The following is a 16,829-nucleotide window of genomic DNA, read 5'->3' as shown; positions in this document are numbered from 1 at the left end:
CTCTTTACTTACCAAAGTAATGAATCAAAGAAGACAACATCAACTATATCGCCCTTCTGATATCCTTCATCATTTTCGTCTATGATGATATAGCTGTTAGCCTCAACCATTGACCTAATTATGCCAGAACCCCTGTTCAGGACATGCCTTGTATAATCCTCATCAGTGAAAGAACGTATGAAATCTGTCCTTCCAAGTTGTGAAGGCACCTTAAGCTGAGATTCCTTTTTGACAATACTGAAATCAAATGGTCTTCCCTGCATTTCAAACAGGTATTTTCTTGCAAAAATATCAAATTGAGTCATGGCCGCAACAGGTTGACCGGAAAATGTAAATACCATTTTATCATTGACAATTCCGGCACCAATAGGTTTTCCAGGTCTTATTGCAACACCGTGGAATAATATTTCACCAATGTCATCAACAACATCAAGCACTACATCTCCCTTACTGATAGCTGTACCTCCAGTAGTCATTATCACATCATAATCTCTTGAAGCTTCAAGTATTGCATCCCTGACTTCATCAAATGTATCGCCTGCATGTGAAATATCACAGATTGCCCCTGAATCCTCAATCATTGCCTTAATCGTGAACTGATTGGAATTGATAATTTTTGCTTTGTCTATCTCTTCTTTAGTAGGTTCAACAAGTTCGTTACCTGTTATAATTACTTTGATTTTCGGTTTTTTGTAAACTTTTACCTTATCATAACCTGCAGATGCAATTAATCCCATCTCCTGATATCTAATAAAAGTGTTTTTTGAAAGAATAATCTCTCCCTTTTTAATGTCTTCCGCTTTTGGGCTGACATTTTCTCCTGGAGTGACCTGAGAGTAAATTGTTAAGTCATCCCCGTCAGTTGTAGTGTATTCCTTCATGATTACTGCATTGGCACCTTCAGGAATTGGAGCGCCTGTAGCTATTACAATAGCTTCATTTTCCCCAACATTTTTATCTGAAAAATCTCCTGCGCCAATTGCATCTATAACTTTTAACTGCTTAGGAGCTGATTGTGATGCTCCAAATGTATTTTCTGCAATTACTGCAAAACCATCCATTGCAGATTTATCAAAAGGTGGAGAGTTATGATAAGCCTTAATGTCTTCAGCCAATACTCTTTTGTGACAGTCATGTATTGATATCTCTTCGATATCGCAATACTTTTGATTGTCATTGATTAATTTTAAAGCATCGGTTAAAGAATCTAATTTTGATAAAAACATGTGAAAACTCCCCCAAGTTATTTAAGCCATGTATTTTTCAATTACTCCATGATATGCATCATTTAAGTCATCAAAGCTAAATTCATGTCCGTTAACATTTAATGATGTTCCTTTTACCTCACCGATTACCTGCACTTCAACATCGATTTTTGACAATATTTCATCTAAAGCATCAGCTTTTACAGTCAATAGATATCTTCCATGACTTTCTGAGTAAAGCAATTGGATTTTATCTAATTCATCATCAGTTAATGTAACGTCACAACCTAAACCAGATTTAATTACCATTTCTGAAAGTGCAACTGCAAGACCTCCGGCTGAAACGTCATGAACTGCAGTAATATTTTTATCACTGTCTTCATCGATTAGTTTTAATACAGTCTGACCGTTAGCCACTTCTTCATCAATTCTGATTCTTGGAGCAGTTCCCACTTCAAGGTTGTGTATGGTTCTGTGATATTCAGAACCTGTTAGCTCATCATAAGTTTTACCAATTAAAAGAATCTTATCTCCTTCATTCTTAAAGTCCATAGTCCTTATATTTTCAATCTTTTCAACACCAATTACACCAACGGCGGGAGTTGGATTGATTTTGATTCCTTCAGTTTCATTGTAAAAACTTACATTACCGCTTATAACAGGAGCATTGAATTTTTCTGCAACCAAAGCCATTCCTTCAATTGCTGTTTTAAATTGCCATAATATTTCCGGAGTTTCAGGATTTCCAAAGTTAAGGCAGTCCACAACCGCATATGGAGTTGCACCCATTGAAATGACATTTCTGATAGCTTCAGCAACACAACCTGCAGCCCCATCAAATGGAGATAATTTGGTGTGAATAGTGTTGGAATCGGTAGTGAGCGCTATAGCAGTTTCATCATCAATTCTCAATACCGCTGCATCATCACCAGGTTTTACAACTGTTCTTACCTGAACTTCATGGTCATACTGTTTGTAAACCCACTCTTTTGAAGCTATATTAGGAGAAGATAATAATTTTGGTAAGGATTTATAGACTCCAGGCTCTTTAAGTTCTATTTTTTGTGTATCTTCCGGAATTTCTGCTAAAGGTCTGTCGATTGAAGGCGGATCTGCTAAAAGAATTGTTGGCAGATTAGCGAGTTCTTCACCTTCATCTGAAATAATCATGTTGTTTCCTTCAATTACCTCACCGATTACTGATGATACGATTTCATGCTTATCGCAGATTTCCTGTGCAAGCTTGACGTCGTCAGGGTTTAATACGAATACCATTCTCTCCTGTGACTCTGAAAGCATGATTTCATATGGAGTCATTCCGGTTTCCCTTAAAGGAATTGAACGCAAGTCCACCAATGCACCGTTTTGAGATGAATCTACAAGTTCTGAAATACAGCATGTTAGGCCTCCACCGCCTAAATCCTTTACTCCGCTAACATTTATTTTTTCTAAAATTTCAAGTGAAGCTTCGAGAACTCTTTTTTTGGTGAACGGATCAGCCACCTGTACTGCAGGTCTGTCTTCAGTTTCGGAGTCTGATGTTAGCTCTTCTGATGCAAATGTTACACCGTGAATACCGTCACGGCCTGTGGTTCCTCCCATCAAAAGGAATACATCCCCGATATTTGGCGCTTCTGCACGAACGATTTTGTCTTTTTCGACAAGACCCACACACATTACGTTTACAAGCGGATTTGTTCTAAATGATTCATCGAATTCTATTTCACCTGCAACTGTCGGAACACCTACACGGTTTCCGTAATCGGAAATTCCTTTTACTACATGTTCAAATAAGTATCTTGATTTTTCATCTTCTTCAAGCGGTCCGAATCTAAGTGAATCCAAGAGTGCTATTGGCATTGCTCCCATAGAAATAATATCCCTTAATATTCCACCGATACCAGTACCTGCTCCACCATATGGTTCAATAGCTGATGGGTGATTGTGAGATTCCATTCCTACAGCTAATGCATACTTATCAGTTACGCTTACAAGTCCGGCATCGTCTCCCGGACCTAAAATAATATTTTCCCCTTCGGTAGGAAACGCCCTTAAAAACGGTCTGCTGCTTTTGTAGGAACAATGTTCTGAAAACATTACGTCAAGCATTCCTTCTTCAAGTTCATTCATTTGCCTACCAAGGATTCCTTCAATATATTCAATTTCAGAATCAGCTAAAGTCATCTTAACACCCTTATTTTTTAATTGAAATAACTACTTTTTCTCCTTCAATATCCCATTGTTTGGTATAATCTTTAGAGTCTTTACTGCATTCTTCACTGTCAGTTATAATTAAACTATTAGCCCTTACTTCATGAGATACGAATTCACATTGAGGTACAATCAGATTCTTGAATTCTGTTGAAGTTTCCACATCCACACTGATGTTGGCTTCAACGTCAAGATCTATGTCTTTTCTCATGTCCTGAATTCTTCTGATTAATTCACGAGCCATAGCTTCCTGTCTGATTTCCAAAGTGACATTTGTATTTACAAATACGTTTCCGCCTTCAAATTCTGATGATACAAAGTCATCCGGAAGTTCTGAATCGAACAGTACCTCTTCAGGTGACAATTCGATTCCTTCAATGACAACTTTGCCGTTTGCATCCAAATCGGCTTTAATCTGATTACCGTCAGCTGCCTTTAGGCCGCCTACAACCTTGCCCATGTCTCCTTTAAGTTTCGGACCTAAAATCTTAAGGTTAGGTTTTGCAATGAATGACAATTTGTCAAATTCATTAGCGCATAAAACATCTTTGGTATTTGATTGGTCTTTAATAATGTCTTTTAACTCTTCAATAGCATTTAAAACATCTTCATCCTGAGATACGACAGTGATGTCTGAAACAGGCCATCTGAGTTTGTACTGTGCCATATCCCTTGCCCTTATTGACGCTTCAATCACTTCACGGGCAACGTCCATTTTAGCTTCAAGATTGGCATCTATTGAATCCTCATCATAACCCCAGTCATTCATGTGAATGCTTTCAGGCGCTTCAGGATTAACTCCTTTTACAAGGTTTTCATAGATTTCTTCAGAAATGTGAGGAGCTATTGTACATAAAACTGAAATTAATTTAACAAGTGCTGTGTATAAACTGTAATAAGCACCCAATTTGTCAGGGTCATCGCTTTCAACCCAAGTCCTTCCACGGATAAGCCTTACATACCAGCGGCTTAAATCCTCAAGGATGAAATTATTGATTTTTCTGGTTGCCTTGTGGAAGAATAAACTGTCCAAATCTTTGCCAACCTCTTTTACAAGGGTATTGGCTTTGGAAATAATCCATCTGTCTTCGGACCTTAAAATCATGTCATCTTCGGTTAATCCCATTGGGTTAAAGTTATCCAATGCCATGTAAGTTGTTGAAAATACGTATACGTTCCATAATATGTTAAACATTTTGTTAATATTTAGGATTTCTTCCCATACGAATTTCAAGTCGTCCCATGGTTTTGAAGCCCATAATAAGTAGAATCTTAAAACGTCAGCTCCATATTTTTCAATTACTTCTTCAGGAGATACAACATTTCCAAGAGATTTTGACATCTTATTACCCTTTTCATCCAATACGAATCCGTGCATCAGTACTTTTTGATATGGGCTTTTACCCATTGAAATTACTCCTGTACCTAGTTGTGAGTAGAACCATCCTCTGGTTTGGTCATGACCTTCTGTAATGAAGTCATACGGGAACCAATCTTCGAATTTGTCTTTTTCTTCAGGATAATATAATGATGCCCATCCGGCTACACCTGAGTCAATCCATACGTCCAGTACGTCAGGAATTCTTTTGATTGTCTGACCGCACTTATCACATTTTACAAGAACTTCATCCACATACGGTCTGTGAATAAGCTCTGAGTCTGAAACGTTGATTTCATTTAGGGACTCTGATTTCAATTCATCAAGAGAACCTATCACTTTCAGTTCACCGCAGTCAGGACATTCCCAAATAGGAATCGGAATACCCCAGAATCTTTGCCTTGAAATGGTCCAGTCACGTGCATTGTCAACCCAGTCATGGAATCTGCCTTCTCCAGCCCATTTAGGTACCCATTCGACACGTTCAATTTCATCCAACATTTTTTGTTTGATGTCTGTTACTTTTAAAAACCATTGTTTGGTTGCTCTGTAGATAATCGGAGTTTTACATCTCCAGCAAACTCCATATCTGTGTTCAATGGTATCAACATGATACATTAAGTTTTTAGCCTGCAGGTCTTCGATGATTTGTTGATTTTCATCTTTAGTGAATTTATCGACGTATTTTCCACCGTCCTGAGTAAAGCATCCGTCTTCTCCAACAGGACAGAATATTGGTATATCATTAGCCTTACCCACTTCAAAATCGTCCGGACCGTGTCCTGGTGCAGTGTGTACCAAACCTGTACCTTCACCAAGTTCTACATGGTCTCCCGGAAGTATTTTGTGAACCGCATCAATTTCATCGAACTGTTTGTGGATTGGAACTTCATCCATTAAAATGTAGTCATAGCTCATTCCAATTAAATCTTCACCTTTTACTGTTTTGATGACTTCATACATCACTTCTTTTTCTTCTATGACCTTGTCTTCTTCATCTTCATTTTCAGCAGGGATTTTGGTTCTGTGGATTTTAATACGTTTTCCCAATACGTCTTCCATCAGATTTTCAGCCAAAATATAAGTTTCTCCATCTTTTGAAACGTAAACATAATCAAATTCCGGATTTACACAGATTGCCATGTTTGCAGGAAGTGTCCATGGAGTGGTTGTCCAAACCAGGAAATAGGTATTTTCTTCACCGGTTACTGGAAACTTAATGAATATGGACGGATCGACCTTTTCTTCATATTCTATTTCAGCCGCTGCAAGAGCGGTTCCACAGTGAGGACACCAGCTTATTACTCTTTGGTCGTTTACAAGCAGATTTTGCTCATTAGCTCTTTTGAGAGTCCACCATGAAGATTCCATGTATTTTGGATCTAAAGTCATGTACGGATTTTCCCAATCCATCCAAACACCCAACTGGTCAAACTGCTTTTCCATAGCTATCTTATTTTCAATAGCAAATTCCCTACACTTATCTACAAAAGCAGCCATTCCAATAGTATCTTCAATTTCCTGTTTTGACTGAATGCCCATCAGGTGTTCTACCTTATTTTCAATCGGAAGTCCGTGCATATCCCATCCGGCCTGTCTTCTTAAGCTGAAACCGTTCATAGATTTGTATCTGAGATATGAATCTTTAATGACTTTGTTCCATGCGGTACCTAAGTGGATTTTTCCACTACAATATGGAGGTCCGTCTAAAAATGAGTATCTAGGACCTTTTTCTCTAAGTTCATTGACTTTTTTAAAAGTATCTTCCTGTTTCCAGAATTCTTGAACTTTTTTTTCTATTTTATCGTGATCGTATGATTTTTCTGCCTCTTTTATTGGCATTGTAACTCCTCAAAAATTAATGATTTATAATATGTATCTTTTTGTTAAAGATTATAAATAAAGGTTATTGCAAAAGCTGAATATTTCAAAAATTATAATGAATTTAAAAAAAATAGTAACTGAAAAAGAAATAAAATTAAAAAAATAGAAAAAGTTTTCCTCAAATGAGGAAAGGTTTAGTTAATGTATTTTTTCAAGTCTTCAGCTTTGTCGGTTTTCTCCCAAGGAAGGCCTTCAATACCGAAGTGACCGTATTTAGCTGTTTGCTTGTAGGTAGCATCCCTTAAACCTAATGTTTCAATAATTCCATCAGGAGTTAATTTGAAGTTATCACGAACTATTTTATCGAAATCAACATCTGCTGCAGCAGTTCCAAAGGTATCTACCATTACTGAAGTCGGTTCAGCTACACCAATAGCGTAAGAAAGCTGAATTTCACATTTTTCCGCAAGTCCACTAGCTACAATGTTTTTTGCAATGTATCTTGCCATGTAGCATGCGCTTCTGTCTACTTTGGTACAGTCTTTACCTGAAAATGCTCCTCCACCGTGGCGGGCATATCCTCCATAAGTATCAACAATGATTTTACGGCCGGTTAGGCCTGCATCACCGTGAGGACCTCCAATTTCGAATTTACCGGTTGGATTAATGTGTTCTTTAGTATCCTCACTCATCAGTTCATCTGGAATGACTGCCTTAAAGAGTTTTTCACGGATATCAGCTTTTAGCTGTTCCTGATTGTCGGATACTGACTCATCATGCTGAGTTGAAAGCACTACTGCATCAAGTGAAACAACATTGCCGTCACCGTCATAATTTACAGATACCTGTGCCTTACCGTCAGGTCTTAGATATGGAATTTCACCGCTTTCTCTAAGTTCAGTTAATTTATTGGTCAATTTACAGGCAAGATCAATAGGATAAGGCATTAATGATTCTGTTTCATTAGTTGCATAACCGAACATCATTCCCTGATCGCCTGCTCCGGTTTCTTCATCTCCACGGTCCACACCCTGATTGATGTCAGCAGACTGTTCATGGAGTCTGTTTTCAACTTTACAGGTATGACCATCGAATTTTAAATCAGGATTATCATAACCAATTTCAATAATTGTATCTCTTATAATCTTTTCAATTTCATCTTCTGAGATATGTGCTGAAGAAGTAATTTCACCAAATACCATGCAAAAATCTGTTGTTACACAGGTTTCACATGCAACATGTGAATTTTTATCCTGTGCCATGTAAGCATCCAATATAGCATCAGAAATAATATCTGCAACTTTATCAGGGTGTCCTTGAGTTACTGATTCTGATGTAAATGTCCTAGCTATTTCATTCATTTTTTCACCAATAGTCAATGTTAAATTATTATGATATTTAAGAATATAATCGAATATTCATTATAAATTTTATCTTAAATATTATATAAAAATTATTAAAAATCTAAATACTATAATGAATTTCATTAACTTGAAAAAATTGATATAAAATAATATCTAAAATTAATAATATGGGATTTTACAGAAAATACAATACAATTATCAGAACTGTGGACAACTTTGTAAAATTATACAAAGTAGCTAAAAAAGACAAATCAAAGAAAAAAGATGATAAAAAATGAATATAATTTATTTAATTGATTTTAACTGTCCTTATTCATATATCGGACTTGAAAGAATTAAAAAAGCTATTGAAAATCAAAATATTAATGCTGAATGGGAGATGAAAGCTTTTGAGCTTGAATCTGAAGCCGGGAAAAGACCAACCATCAGCACTACCGAGAGATATTGCGAAAAAAATAATGTTTCAAAAAAAGAAGCTGAAAGCAAGATTGCAGAAATAGAAAAAACAGCACAAGATGACGGTTTAAAAATCAATTACAAAGACATGCTGCTTACAAGCTCTAAAGACGCACTCAGATTATCCAAATTTGCTCAAAATATGCATCCGGAACTTACATTAAAACTTGTAGAGGAAATATTCTATTCAAACCTTGTAAAAAACGAGAATATTGCTGACATTAAAGTTTTAACCGAAATAGCTATTTCATGTGGAATTGAAGAAAGCGAAGCTAAAAAAATACTTGAAAACAACTATTACAATATAGAATGCTTCCTTGATATGGAAGAGGCGCTTTCACATGGAATAAGTGCTACACCATGTTTTATTTTAGAGAAAGATGGTGGAAGGCTGATAATTCCGGGAGTGTTTAGTTACGAAGAGTTTGAAATTGCCCTGAAAGATTTTGAAAGTGGCGAGATTAAGGACAAGACATTTATTTAGATAATGTTTTTTCGACAAAATCCAAACTAACATCAGCAATCCTAGCAATATCCTTAATACCATAACCTTCTTTATCCAAACTAATTACAATATTTCTTTTTGATTCATCAACTTTCTGTTGAGCAACTCTTTGAGCATAATCTTCAACAATTTTCATATTTCCACCTACCAAATTAGATATTGTCGTATTAAGAGATTCATCTTCCAAAACTTATCACACAACATTAACAGAACATTAATTGACCAATATCTTTGTCTAAATTAGGCATATTATTTATAGTAACTGGTGAGTTTAATATATTGAATTTAAACTAATATTCATGTGAATTTCATTAAAGTCTAATACATTATTTAGATAATGTTTTTTCGACAAATTCCGGAGAAACATTCGCTAAAATCACAATATCTTCCCTTTTAACACCTTTTTCAAACATATTCCTTACAATTTCTTCATTCCGCTCTTCCAATTTCTCATCAACTTTCTGTTGAGCAACTCTTTGAGCATAATCTTCAACAATTTTCATATTTCCACCTACCAAATTAGATATTGTCGTATTAAGAGATTCATCCTCCACAAACTTATCACACAACATTAACACTACACCTTTAGCAAATTGACCAATATCTTGTCTAAATTAGCTATATTAGTTATAGTAACTGCTGAGTTTAGTATATTGAATTCAATATCCCTACAAGATTTCATAAAGCAAAGTAAGCTTATCATTAGCAATTCCTTTTCGCTAAACTCGCTCTTGTTTGCTATTTTAGCATTCATAGTATTTAAAAATTCATCCGCATCGTAATCTTTTAGTGAATGAATGTATATCGGAAAACTTGCTTGGGGATTAATTTTGTAACATTTTGTGTTTTCTGCTTCAACTGTGCTTAGAACATGCACTTCAATGTCCTTTTTTGATTTGTTTTTGATTTGATCAAATAATGCAGAGTAGAATCTGAATCTACGCTTATCATCAACATCAACATATGTGCTTTGGAATTGTATGAATAAATAATTATATTAACATATAATTCCAATTTGTAGTTTTTTTCTTATATGCTAACAACATTGATCTTAACTTGTTAAAACTTTAAATAGATTAACGAAAATAGTATGTCCATGATTTTAAATAAAACTACAGATGAACTAATAAATATTAAAATAACATATGCAGACAATTTTTTTAAGCGTTTTAAAGGATTAATGGGTAAAAGAAATATTGATTTTGCCATGTTATTCTGCAACCTGAAAAATTCAGGCATACACACCCATTTCATGATGTTTGAAATTGATGTCTATTTTCTTGATAAAAACAAAACCATTTATGAAAAGACGACTCTAAAACCCTGGAAGTTCTACACTCCCCGAAAAAAAGCCAAATATATTTTGGAAACAAAAAAAGATTCCCTAAAATTAAAAATAGGAGATAAGTTAGATTTTATCTAATATCTCTTGAGGACTTTCAAAGATTTGAATATTGTCAATACTGGTTAGTTTTCTTGTATTTTCAATATCAATATCTCTCATATAGATTGTTATGATTTTTCCTTCGGAAATTGCATCATTCGGACATGTGTTTCTGCACAGACCGCAACCTATACATTTGGTTAAATCAATTTCTTCGTGAGGTATAATCGCACCCTGTTCACATGCCAATGCCGCAACGCAATCATCACAAGCCTTACATTTTGACAGCTCCATTTTGGATGGAAGTACAGTATCGATTGGCCCCGGATGAATATCAACCGGCACCATATAAACCGGTACGGCACCTTTTCCTGCCTGTGCCACTGCATTGGTGACAAGAGTATCTGCGATTCCATAGACAATCTTTGAAACGGTGTTTGCTGTAGCTGGAGAGACTATTAATAGGTCGTATTTTCCAAGTGAAAGACGACCGGTAATTGGATATGAAAATTTTTGGTTTGAATCAGTGGCCAGTTCACGATATTTTCCGCCGGTTATATTCACCACATTTTCGTAAAGCCCATACATTTTAAGGACTTCTTCAGCGGCACCTGACAGAAATACAGTGACTTCATGGTTTTTAGACAATTCAACAGCCAAACGCACTGATTCTCTAAGTAAATGACCAGCTCCAGTAAATGCAAATCCGATTCTCATTTTAATCTAAGGTATGATATTGGTAAGCATCTCTGTCTGAGAATGCATAATCAAGTTTTGTGTATTGATTCATGAATTCAGCTACTTCATCAGCAATGTCTTCCTTATCTACTGCAACACGGCGGATAAATTCAGCTACTTCGTCCATTTCTTTTTCTTTTAAACCTCTTCTGGTAATTTCCTGAGTACCTATTCTGATACCTGAAGGATCATCGGAATTGTCCCTGTTATCTCCAGGCAGGAGGTTTTTATTTAATATTACATTGTTGTCAGCCAATTCTTTTGCGATATCGGAAGCTGATCTGATATTGGTCAGGTTAACAGCAACTTGGTGAGACTCAGTGAAACCTAAATCTTCACATAAAACGTCAAATCCTCTCTCATACAATGCCTGACCTAATGCCTGTGCGTTTTTAATGGTCTGTTTTGCGTAAGCTTCACCAAACTCCAACATTTCAGCAGTCGCAATACCAAGTCCTAACAAATGGTGCAAGTGGTGATTACTTACAACACCTGGGAAAACCGCATTGTCGATTATTTCTTCATTTTCTTTGTGTGAGAGAATGATTCCACCTTGTGGACCTGGGAATGTTTTATGAGTACTTCCCATCATTAAGTCTGCCCCTTCTTTTAAAGGTTGTTGGAATTGTCCGCCTGCAATAAGACCAAGCACGTGAGCACCGTCATACATTACTGTAGCGCCGACTTCATCGGCCGCTTCACGAGCTTCCTTGATTGGGTGAGGGAATAAGAATAAACTTCCACCGAATAAAACGATTTGCGGTTTTTCTTCTAAAATCTTTTTGTTCATTGCATCGATGTCAATGTTCATTACATCTTTGTCCAATGGGTGGAAAACAGTTTTTAAACCACGAATACCTGCTGCACTTACATCAGCGTGAGAAATGTGACCTCCTGATGGAACTTCCAAAGCCATTACTTTTTCACCAGGTTTTGCAAATCCAAAGAATGCTGCAAGATTAGCTGTTACACCTGAAACAGGCTGTACATTAGCATAATCACAGTCGTAAACTTTACATGAAAGTTTTTTGGTCTTATCTTCGATCAAATCTACGTACTGACATCCTTCGTAGAATCTCTCAAACGCCTGTCCTTCAGCGTATCTGTGAGCAAAATCAGTTGCCAGCGCTTCTGTTACTTCTACACTTGTAACGTTTTCAGAAGCAATAAGATTGATACTATTTCTCATATATTCAGTATGTTCTTTTGCAATTTTTTCAAAATTTAAAATTTCGTCATGATAATCAGTCATTTACTACACCTAATATCCAATTAAATATTATGAATTAATTTTTGTTTTACATCTAATATAATAGTTATGAAAAAACCACCTATATACTCACTATATAAAAAAATATCTGATATTTTAGGTGAAATGATGAATAATAGAAATGAAAAAAAGAACCCTAAAATTGGAAAGAATACTGCATTCAAGCCTAAGACTCTGTCATGCTAAAGTAAAAGTTTAAAAATAACACAAAATACAATAAAAAGAGATTTTATAAATAATACAAAGTTAGAATTGAATCTAACTTCATATTATTTCCCATTAAATTTACAATATTTTACAGAAACATTCTATAAATTTTGTACATTTACTTATCTTAGTCTAATATTATATAATTATTTGTGATACATATCACGAAAGCAGCAAAAGCTCACCAAAGAAAAATTCTAAAACTTAAAAATTTTTTAACATTCAACCAGCAAATTACGTAAATTTAATAATGATAATGGCTATGAGTCTGAGAACGGTAATAAGTAACATTATTAACAATTCTGATTTTCTACTCAACAGTATCAAACAGTCAAAAAAAGTGTCATAATTGTCAGAAAAACAGATTCTAAAATAATATAAAGTTAGAAGTGAATCTAACTTCATATTTTACCCTATAAAACTTTACAAAATATTATACAAAAAACTTTTCTATAAATTTTGTACATTTACTTATCTTAGTCTAATATTATATAATATTTGTGATACGTATCATGAAAGCAGCAAAAGCTCACCAAAGAAAAATTATAAAACTCAAATTTTTTGACTTTCGACTACTAATTACTATTTAGAAAACTTTTTGTATAATTATGGTGATGAGTTTTAAAATGGTTATTAATAATACCAATAATAATTCATTTCTTTTACTCATTTAATCACCTTTAGAGTTATAGGGTAATTTAATCTAAGCGAGCAAAATCTTTCAAGGACAAGTCCCAATAATAAATTAAACCCCAAATATATAAACTAATCGATAATAAAAGCATTAAAATTGTTTTTAAAATAAAATATTGGCCTAAACTTGTTAAATTGTATGGAAAAGTAAAATAAGAAAAATAGCAACCAAACAAACATCGATTAAATCAAAAGATCAACCAACAAAAATGAAATTAAACAAAAAAACAGTTAAAATAATCACACAAAACTGACATTAACATCGACCATCCCAAAAACAAAACCAAAAGCAAAATCAGGATATATCAATCAGTTAAAAACAATTTAATTTTAAAAAAAGCAGTCGTTAATGTTTTAAAAAATAAAAAAAGAAATAGAGAAATTAATCTCTAAATCTATTTACCTAAGTCTTCAAGAGCAGCACTGATTTGTGCCATAATTTGCTCGGTTTTGAAGTGTTGTTGGTTCATAGCACCGGATGGACAAGCACCTACACAGGTTCCACATCCTTTACATAATGCGGAGTTGATTTGTGCAAATTCTTTTCCACCTACACCAGTAGCGATAGTAATTGCTGCGAATGGGCATAATTCTACACATACTTGGCAAGCACCACAAATAGCTTCATCGTTGGATGCAATAATAGGTTCGATTTCTACTTCTCCTTTAGCCATTGGGATTGCTGCTCTGGATGCTGCAGCTGAACCTTGTGCTACGGAGTCAGGAATATCTTTAGGACCTTGTGCTACACCAGCAATGTAAACACCGTCAGTTAAGGTGTCAACAGGTCTGAGTTTTGGGTGAGCTTCCATGTAGAATCCGTCTGCGGATCTGGAAAGACCTAAGGTTTGTCTTAAATCGTCGGATCCTGCGGAGTGTTCGAGACCAACACTTAATACAACTAAGTCGTAAGTGTATTCAGTTACTTTTCCGAGTAAAGTATCTTCTGCTCTGATAGTTAAGGTTAAATCGTCGTTTTCGAAGATTTGTGCAGGTTTACCTCTGATAAATTCAATACCGTATTTTTCTTGAGATGTTTTGTAGAACTCTTCGTATCCTTTACCGAATGAACGAATATCCATGTAGTAACAGGTTACTTCGGTGTCAGGTTCGTGGTCAATACATAATTGAGCGTTTTTCATGGAGTACATACAACATACTCTGGAACAGTATGGTTTACCGATTTGTTCATCTCTTGAACCTACACAGTGGATGAATGCAACACGTTTAGGTTCGATACCGTCGGAAGGTTTGATTACGTGACCACCGGTAGGACCTGATGCGTTAATCATTCTTTCAATTTCCATAGCGGTAATAACGTTTGAGAAACGTCCGTATCCGTATTGGTAAATTCCGGATGGGTCGAATGGGTCGTAACCGATTGCAGCTACAATAGTACCAACTTCTAATTCGATGATACTTGCTTCTTGATTGTGATCAATAGCATCTGGACCACATGCTTGTACACATAAGTTACATTCGATACAGTAGTCTTTATCGATAGTAGCACATAATGGTACAGCTTGAGGGAATGGGATGTATGCTGCTTTTACCATACCTACACCTTCGTCGTAGTAGTTAGGTATTTCGATAGGACAAGCTTCTTGACATGCTCCACATCCAGTACATAAATCTTCATCTACGTATCTAGGTTTTTTCTCTACTTTTACTTTGAAGTTACCGATGTATCCGTCTACTTCGGTTACTTCTGCGTAAGAAATTAATTCGATGTTTTCGTGTTTTGCACAGTCTACCATCTTAGGTGCTAAAATACACATTGAACAGTCGAGAGTTGGGAAAGTTTTATCTAATTGTCCCATTCTTCCACCAATGGTTGGGTTTCTTTCTACCATGTAGGTTTTGAAGCCCATGTCACCTAAGTCTAAAGCGGTTTGGATACCAGCTACTCCACCACCGATAACTAATGCTTTGTTATCTACTGCTACTTTGGTAGCTTCTAATGGTTCGAGTAATCTAGCTTTTGCAACAGCCATACGTGTTAAATCTTTAGCTTTTGCAGTTGCTGCTTCAGGTTCGTTCATGTGTACCCAAGAGTCTTGTTCTCTTAAGTTAGCAAATTCAAATAAGAATTTGTTTAATCCAGCTTCTTCTACACATCTACGGAAAGTAGGTTCGTGAAGACGAGGGGAACAAGCTGCTACAACAATTCTGTTTAAGTTTTTCTCTTTAATGTCTTCTTGAATCATTGCTTGACCTGGGTCGGAACACATGTACTTGTAGTCAGTTGCGTGGACTACGTTTGGTAAGGTCTTAGCATATTCTGCTACATCTGGACAGTCTACGACTCCACCTACGTTTACACCGCAGTGACAGACGTAAACACCGATCCTTAATTCTTCGTTATTATTTATTTCTTCTGCCATATTAATTCACCTTGTACAAGTCGTGAAAAATATCTAATATATATAAAAAATTGCAATTTTCAAAAATAGTTAGTAAAATTTTACATAGTATTAGATATACTAATGTAGTAAATACACATATTTAAAGGTTTCTTATGAAGTATTAGAGTAAAGTTTATATATGATGAAAAAAAATATTGATTAAAATTACTTAGTAGATTAAAAAAAGAATAATTAAGGCTTATTATTTCAAATAAAGATAAATAATTTGTATTTTATGAAATGATAAATTTAGGTTAGGATAAAAAATGCGATTTTTACCTACAATAGCATGATAATTGCAGGTAGTGTAATCAAAGAGATTACAGTGTTGATTAATATGCAGTCCGATGTCAGTTCAAAATCGAGATTGTAGGTAATTGCAAGAAGAAGAGACATCATTCCTGATGGCATTGCTGCTTCAACAACACTTACTGTATGTTCAAGGCTAACGAGACCTAAAAAATTAGCAACAAATAAAGCTACAGCCGGAAAGAATGCCAGTTTCATAACTGACGTAAATGCTATCATGGCTTTGCTTCTGGACAGAGCAGAAAAGTCAATAGATAAACCCAAAGCAATCATGATTAAAGGAATTGCACCCTGACCGAGATAATTAACTGTATTTACTAAAACAGGTCCTATCGGAATGTTGAACCAATTGAACAGTATCCCCAAAATCACCGCCCACAGAGACGGGAAAAATGCAATCTTTCTAACAGCAGTCTTTACAGTTCCTCCGAATTTTAAAGCCAGAACAAAGGACAAAAGCAGAAATATAGCTAATGTGGCAATATCACAAAATATTGCCCTTAAAAAACCAGTCTGGCCAAAAATTCCTAAATTGACGGGATAGCCCATAAAACCAGTGTTAGCTATCATTACAGTGACAAGAACCGACCATAATTTTTTATCATCAAGCTTCAGCTGCTTTAAGATAATATATGAAATTGTACCTGTCACTATAGAAGATGCTAAAACAACAAAAGGCAATATTCCCAATTTTGGAATTAAAGATAAATCAGCGCTGTAAAGCGCATTAAAAATCATACATGGCAATAGAATGTACATTACTATTTTATTGAATGGATCAATGTCTTTTTGGGATAAAAAATCGATTCGCTTGAGAAAATATCCCAAACCAATCATAAGAATAATGGATAAAATAGTAGTTTCTATTGCATTCATACAC

12 protein-coding genes are annotated in these 16,829 nt (G+C 35.2%); 2 read left to right on the top strand and 10 right to left on the bottom strand.

Annotation, left to right across the window (positions count from 1 at the left end; all coding sequences use genetic code 11):
- Window positions 1-8: 8 nt before the first annotated feature.
- The 4 genes from glp to metK form a co-directional block, all read right to left on the bottom strand.
- Window positions 9-1,226 (bottom strand): gephyrin-like molybdotransferase Glp, encoded by a 1,218-nt coding sequence (gene glp, locus IJL02_RS10855; protein WP_292816304.1) that lies wholly within the window; start codon window positions 1,224-1,226, stop codon window positions 9-11.
- A 21-nt stretch (window positions 1,227-1,247) separates the two neighbouring features.
- Window positions 1,248-3,389 (bottom strand): phosphoribosylformylglycinamidine synthase subunit PurL, encoded by a 2,142-nt coding sequence (gene purL / locus IJL02_RS10850; protein ID WP_292816302.1) that lies wholly within the window; start codon window positions 3,387-3,389, stop codon window positions 1,248-1,250.
- A gap of 10 nt (window positions 3,390-3,399) precedes the next feature.
- Window positions 3,400-6,636: an isoleucine--tRNA ligase gene (gene ileS, locus IJL02_RS10845; RefSeq protein WP_292816300.1), complete on the bottom strand. Its 3,237-nt coding sequence runs from the start codon at window positions 6,634-6,636 to the stop codon at window positions 3,400-3,402.
- A gap of 176 nt (window positions 6,637-6,812) precedes the next feature.
- Complete coding sequence (gene metK / locus IJL02_RS10840) at window positions 6,813-7,979, bottom strand: methionine adenosyltransferase (RefSeq protein WP_292816298.1); 1,167 nt, start codon at window positions 7,977-7,979, stop codon at window positions 6,813-6,815.
- Window positions 7,980-8,256: 277 nt separating this feature from the next.
- On the opposite strand from metK, the gene IJL02_RS10835 reads away from it, so the two are divergent.
- Window positions 8,257-8,922 carry a DsbA family protein gene (locus tag IJL02_RS10835; RefSeq protein ID WP_292816296.1) on the top strand — a complete coding sequence of 222 codons (666 nt, stop codon included), beginning with the start codon at window positions 8,257-8,259 and terminating at the stop codon, window positions 8,920-8,922.
- On the opposite strand, the gene IJL02_RS10830 is transcribed toward IJL02_RS10835, so the two are convergent.
- A complete protein-coding gene (locus IJL02_RS10830; RefSeq protein ID WP_292816294.1) occupies window positions 8,915-9,079 on the bottom strand; it encodes a hypothetical protein in 165 nt (54 codons plus the stop codon). The two genes, IJL02_RS10835 and IJL02_RS10830, sit on opposite strands and share 8 nt — an antisense overlap.
- Before the next feature lie 190 nt (window positions 9,080-9,269).
- A complete protein-coding gene (locus IJL02_RS10825; RefSeq protein ID WP_292816291.1) occupies window positions 9,270-9,515 on the bottom strand; it encodes a hypothetical protein in 246 nt (81 codons plus the stop codon).
- A gap of 524 nt (window positions 9,516-10,039) precedes the next feature.
- Here IJL02_RS10825 and IJL02_RS10820 point away from each other — a divergent pair.
- The gene (locus IJL02_RS10820; protein WP_292816289.1) at window positions 10,040-10,366 is read left to right on the top strand and encodes a DUF192 domain-containing protein; all 327 of its coding nucleotides are present in this window, start codon (window positions 10,040-10,042) and stop codon (window positions 10,364-10,366) included.
- Here the strand turns inward: IJL02_RS10820 and IJL02_RS10815 are convergent.
- The 4 genes from IJL02_RS10815 to IJL02_RS10800 form a co-directional block, all read right to left on the bottom strand.
- Window positions 10,352-11,044: a dihydromethanopterin reductase (acceptor) gene (locus IJL02_RS10815; protein WP_292816287.1), complete on the bottom strand. Its 693-nt coding sequence runs from the start codon at window positions 11,042-11,044 to the stop codon at window positions 10,352-10,354. The two genes, IJL02_RS10820 and IJL02_RS10815, sit on opposite strands and share 15 nt — an antisense overlap.
- 1 nt (window position 11,045) lies before the next feature.
- Entirely contained in the window at window positions 11,046-12,317 is a 1,272-nt protein-coding gene (glyA, locus tag IJL02_RS10810; RefSeq protein ID WP_292816285.1) for a serine hydroxymethyltransferase, read from the bottom strand.
- Between the two features lie 1,313 nt (window positions 12,318-13,630).
- Window positions 13,631-15,619, bottom strand: a complete 1,989-nt coding sequence (locus IJL02_RS10805; protein ID WP_292816282.1) for a CoB--CoM heterodisulfide reductase iron-sulfur subunit A family protein — start codon at window positions 15,617-15,619, stop codon at window positions 13,631-13,633.
- 300 nt (window positions 15,620-15,919) lie between these two features.
- Window positions 15,920-16,825, bottom strand: coding sequence for an AEC family transporter (locus IJL02_RS10800; RefSeq protein WP_292816280.1), 906 nt, complete (start codon window positions 16,823-16,825; stop codon window positions 15,920-15,922).
- Window positions 16,826-16,829 lie beyond the last annotated feature (4 nt).

The organism is Methanobrevibacter sp., from assembly GCF_017427765.1.
Classification (GTDB): domain Archaea; phylum Methanobacteriota; class Methanobacteria; order Methanobacteriales; family Methanobacteriaceae; genus Methanocatella.
The sequence above is the reverse complement of the archived record's forward strand: the minus strand, read 5'-3'. Positions and strand labels throughout refer to the sequence as shown.

Excerpts from the sequence above, each read along its gene's own strand:
- purL (WP_292816302.1), bottom strand. The coding sequence starts at position 3,389 with ATGACTTTAGCTGATTCTGAAATTGAATATATTGAAGGAATCCTTGGT.
- glyA (WP_292816285.1), bottom strand. The coding sequence starts at position 12,317 with ATGACTGATTATCATGACGAAATTTTAAATTTTGAAAAAATTGCAAAA.
- ileS (WP_292816300.1), bottom strand. The coding sequence starts at position 6,636 with ATGCCAATAAAAGAGGCAGAAAAATCATACGATCACGATAAAATAGAA.
- IJL02_RS10815 (WP_292816287.1), bottom strand. The coding sequence starts at position 11,044 with ATGAGAATCGGATTTGCATTTACTGGAGCTGGTCATTTACTTAGAGAA.
- metK (WP_292816298.1), bottom strand. The coding sequence starts at position 7,979 with ATGAATGAAATAGCTAGGACATTTACATCAGAATCAGTAACTCAAGGA.
- IJL02_RS10820 (WP_292816289.1), top strand. The coding sequence starts at position 10,040 with ATGATTTTAAATAAAACTACAGATGAACTAATAAATATTAAAATAACA.
- IJL02_RS10830 (WP_292816294.1), bottom strand. The coding sequence starts at position 9,079 with ATGAAAATTGTTGAAGATTATGCTCAAAGAGTTGCTCAACAGAAAGTT.
- IJL02_RS10835 (WP_292816296.1), top strand. The coding sequence starts at position 8,257 with ATGAATATAATTTATTTAATTGATTTTAACTGTCCTTATTCATATATC.
- IJL02_RS10825 (WP_292816291.1), bottom strand. The coding sequence starts at position 9,515 with ATGTTGTGTGATAAGTTTGTGGAGGATGAATCTCTTAATACGACAATA.
- IJL02_RS10805 (WP_292816282.1), bottom strand. The coding sequence starts at position 15,619 with ATGGCAGAAGAAATAAATAATAACGAAGAATTAAGGATCGGTGTTTAC.
- glp (WP_292816304.1), bottom strand. The coding sequence starts at position 1,226 with ATGTTTTTATCAAAATTAGATTCTTTAACCGATGCTTTAAAATTAATC.
- IJL02_RS10800 (WP_292816280.1), bottom strand. The coding sequence starts at position 16,825 with ATGAATGCAATAGAAACTACTATTTTATCCATTATTCTTATGATTGGT.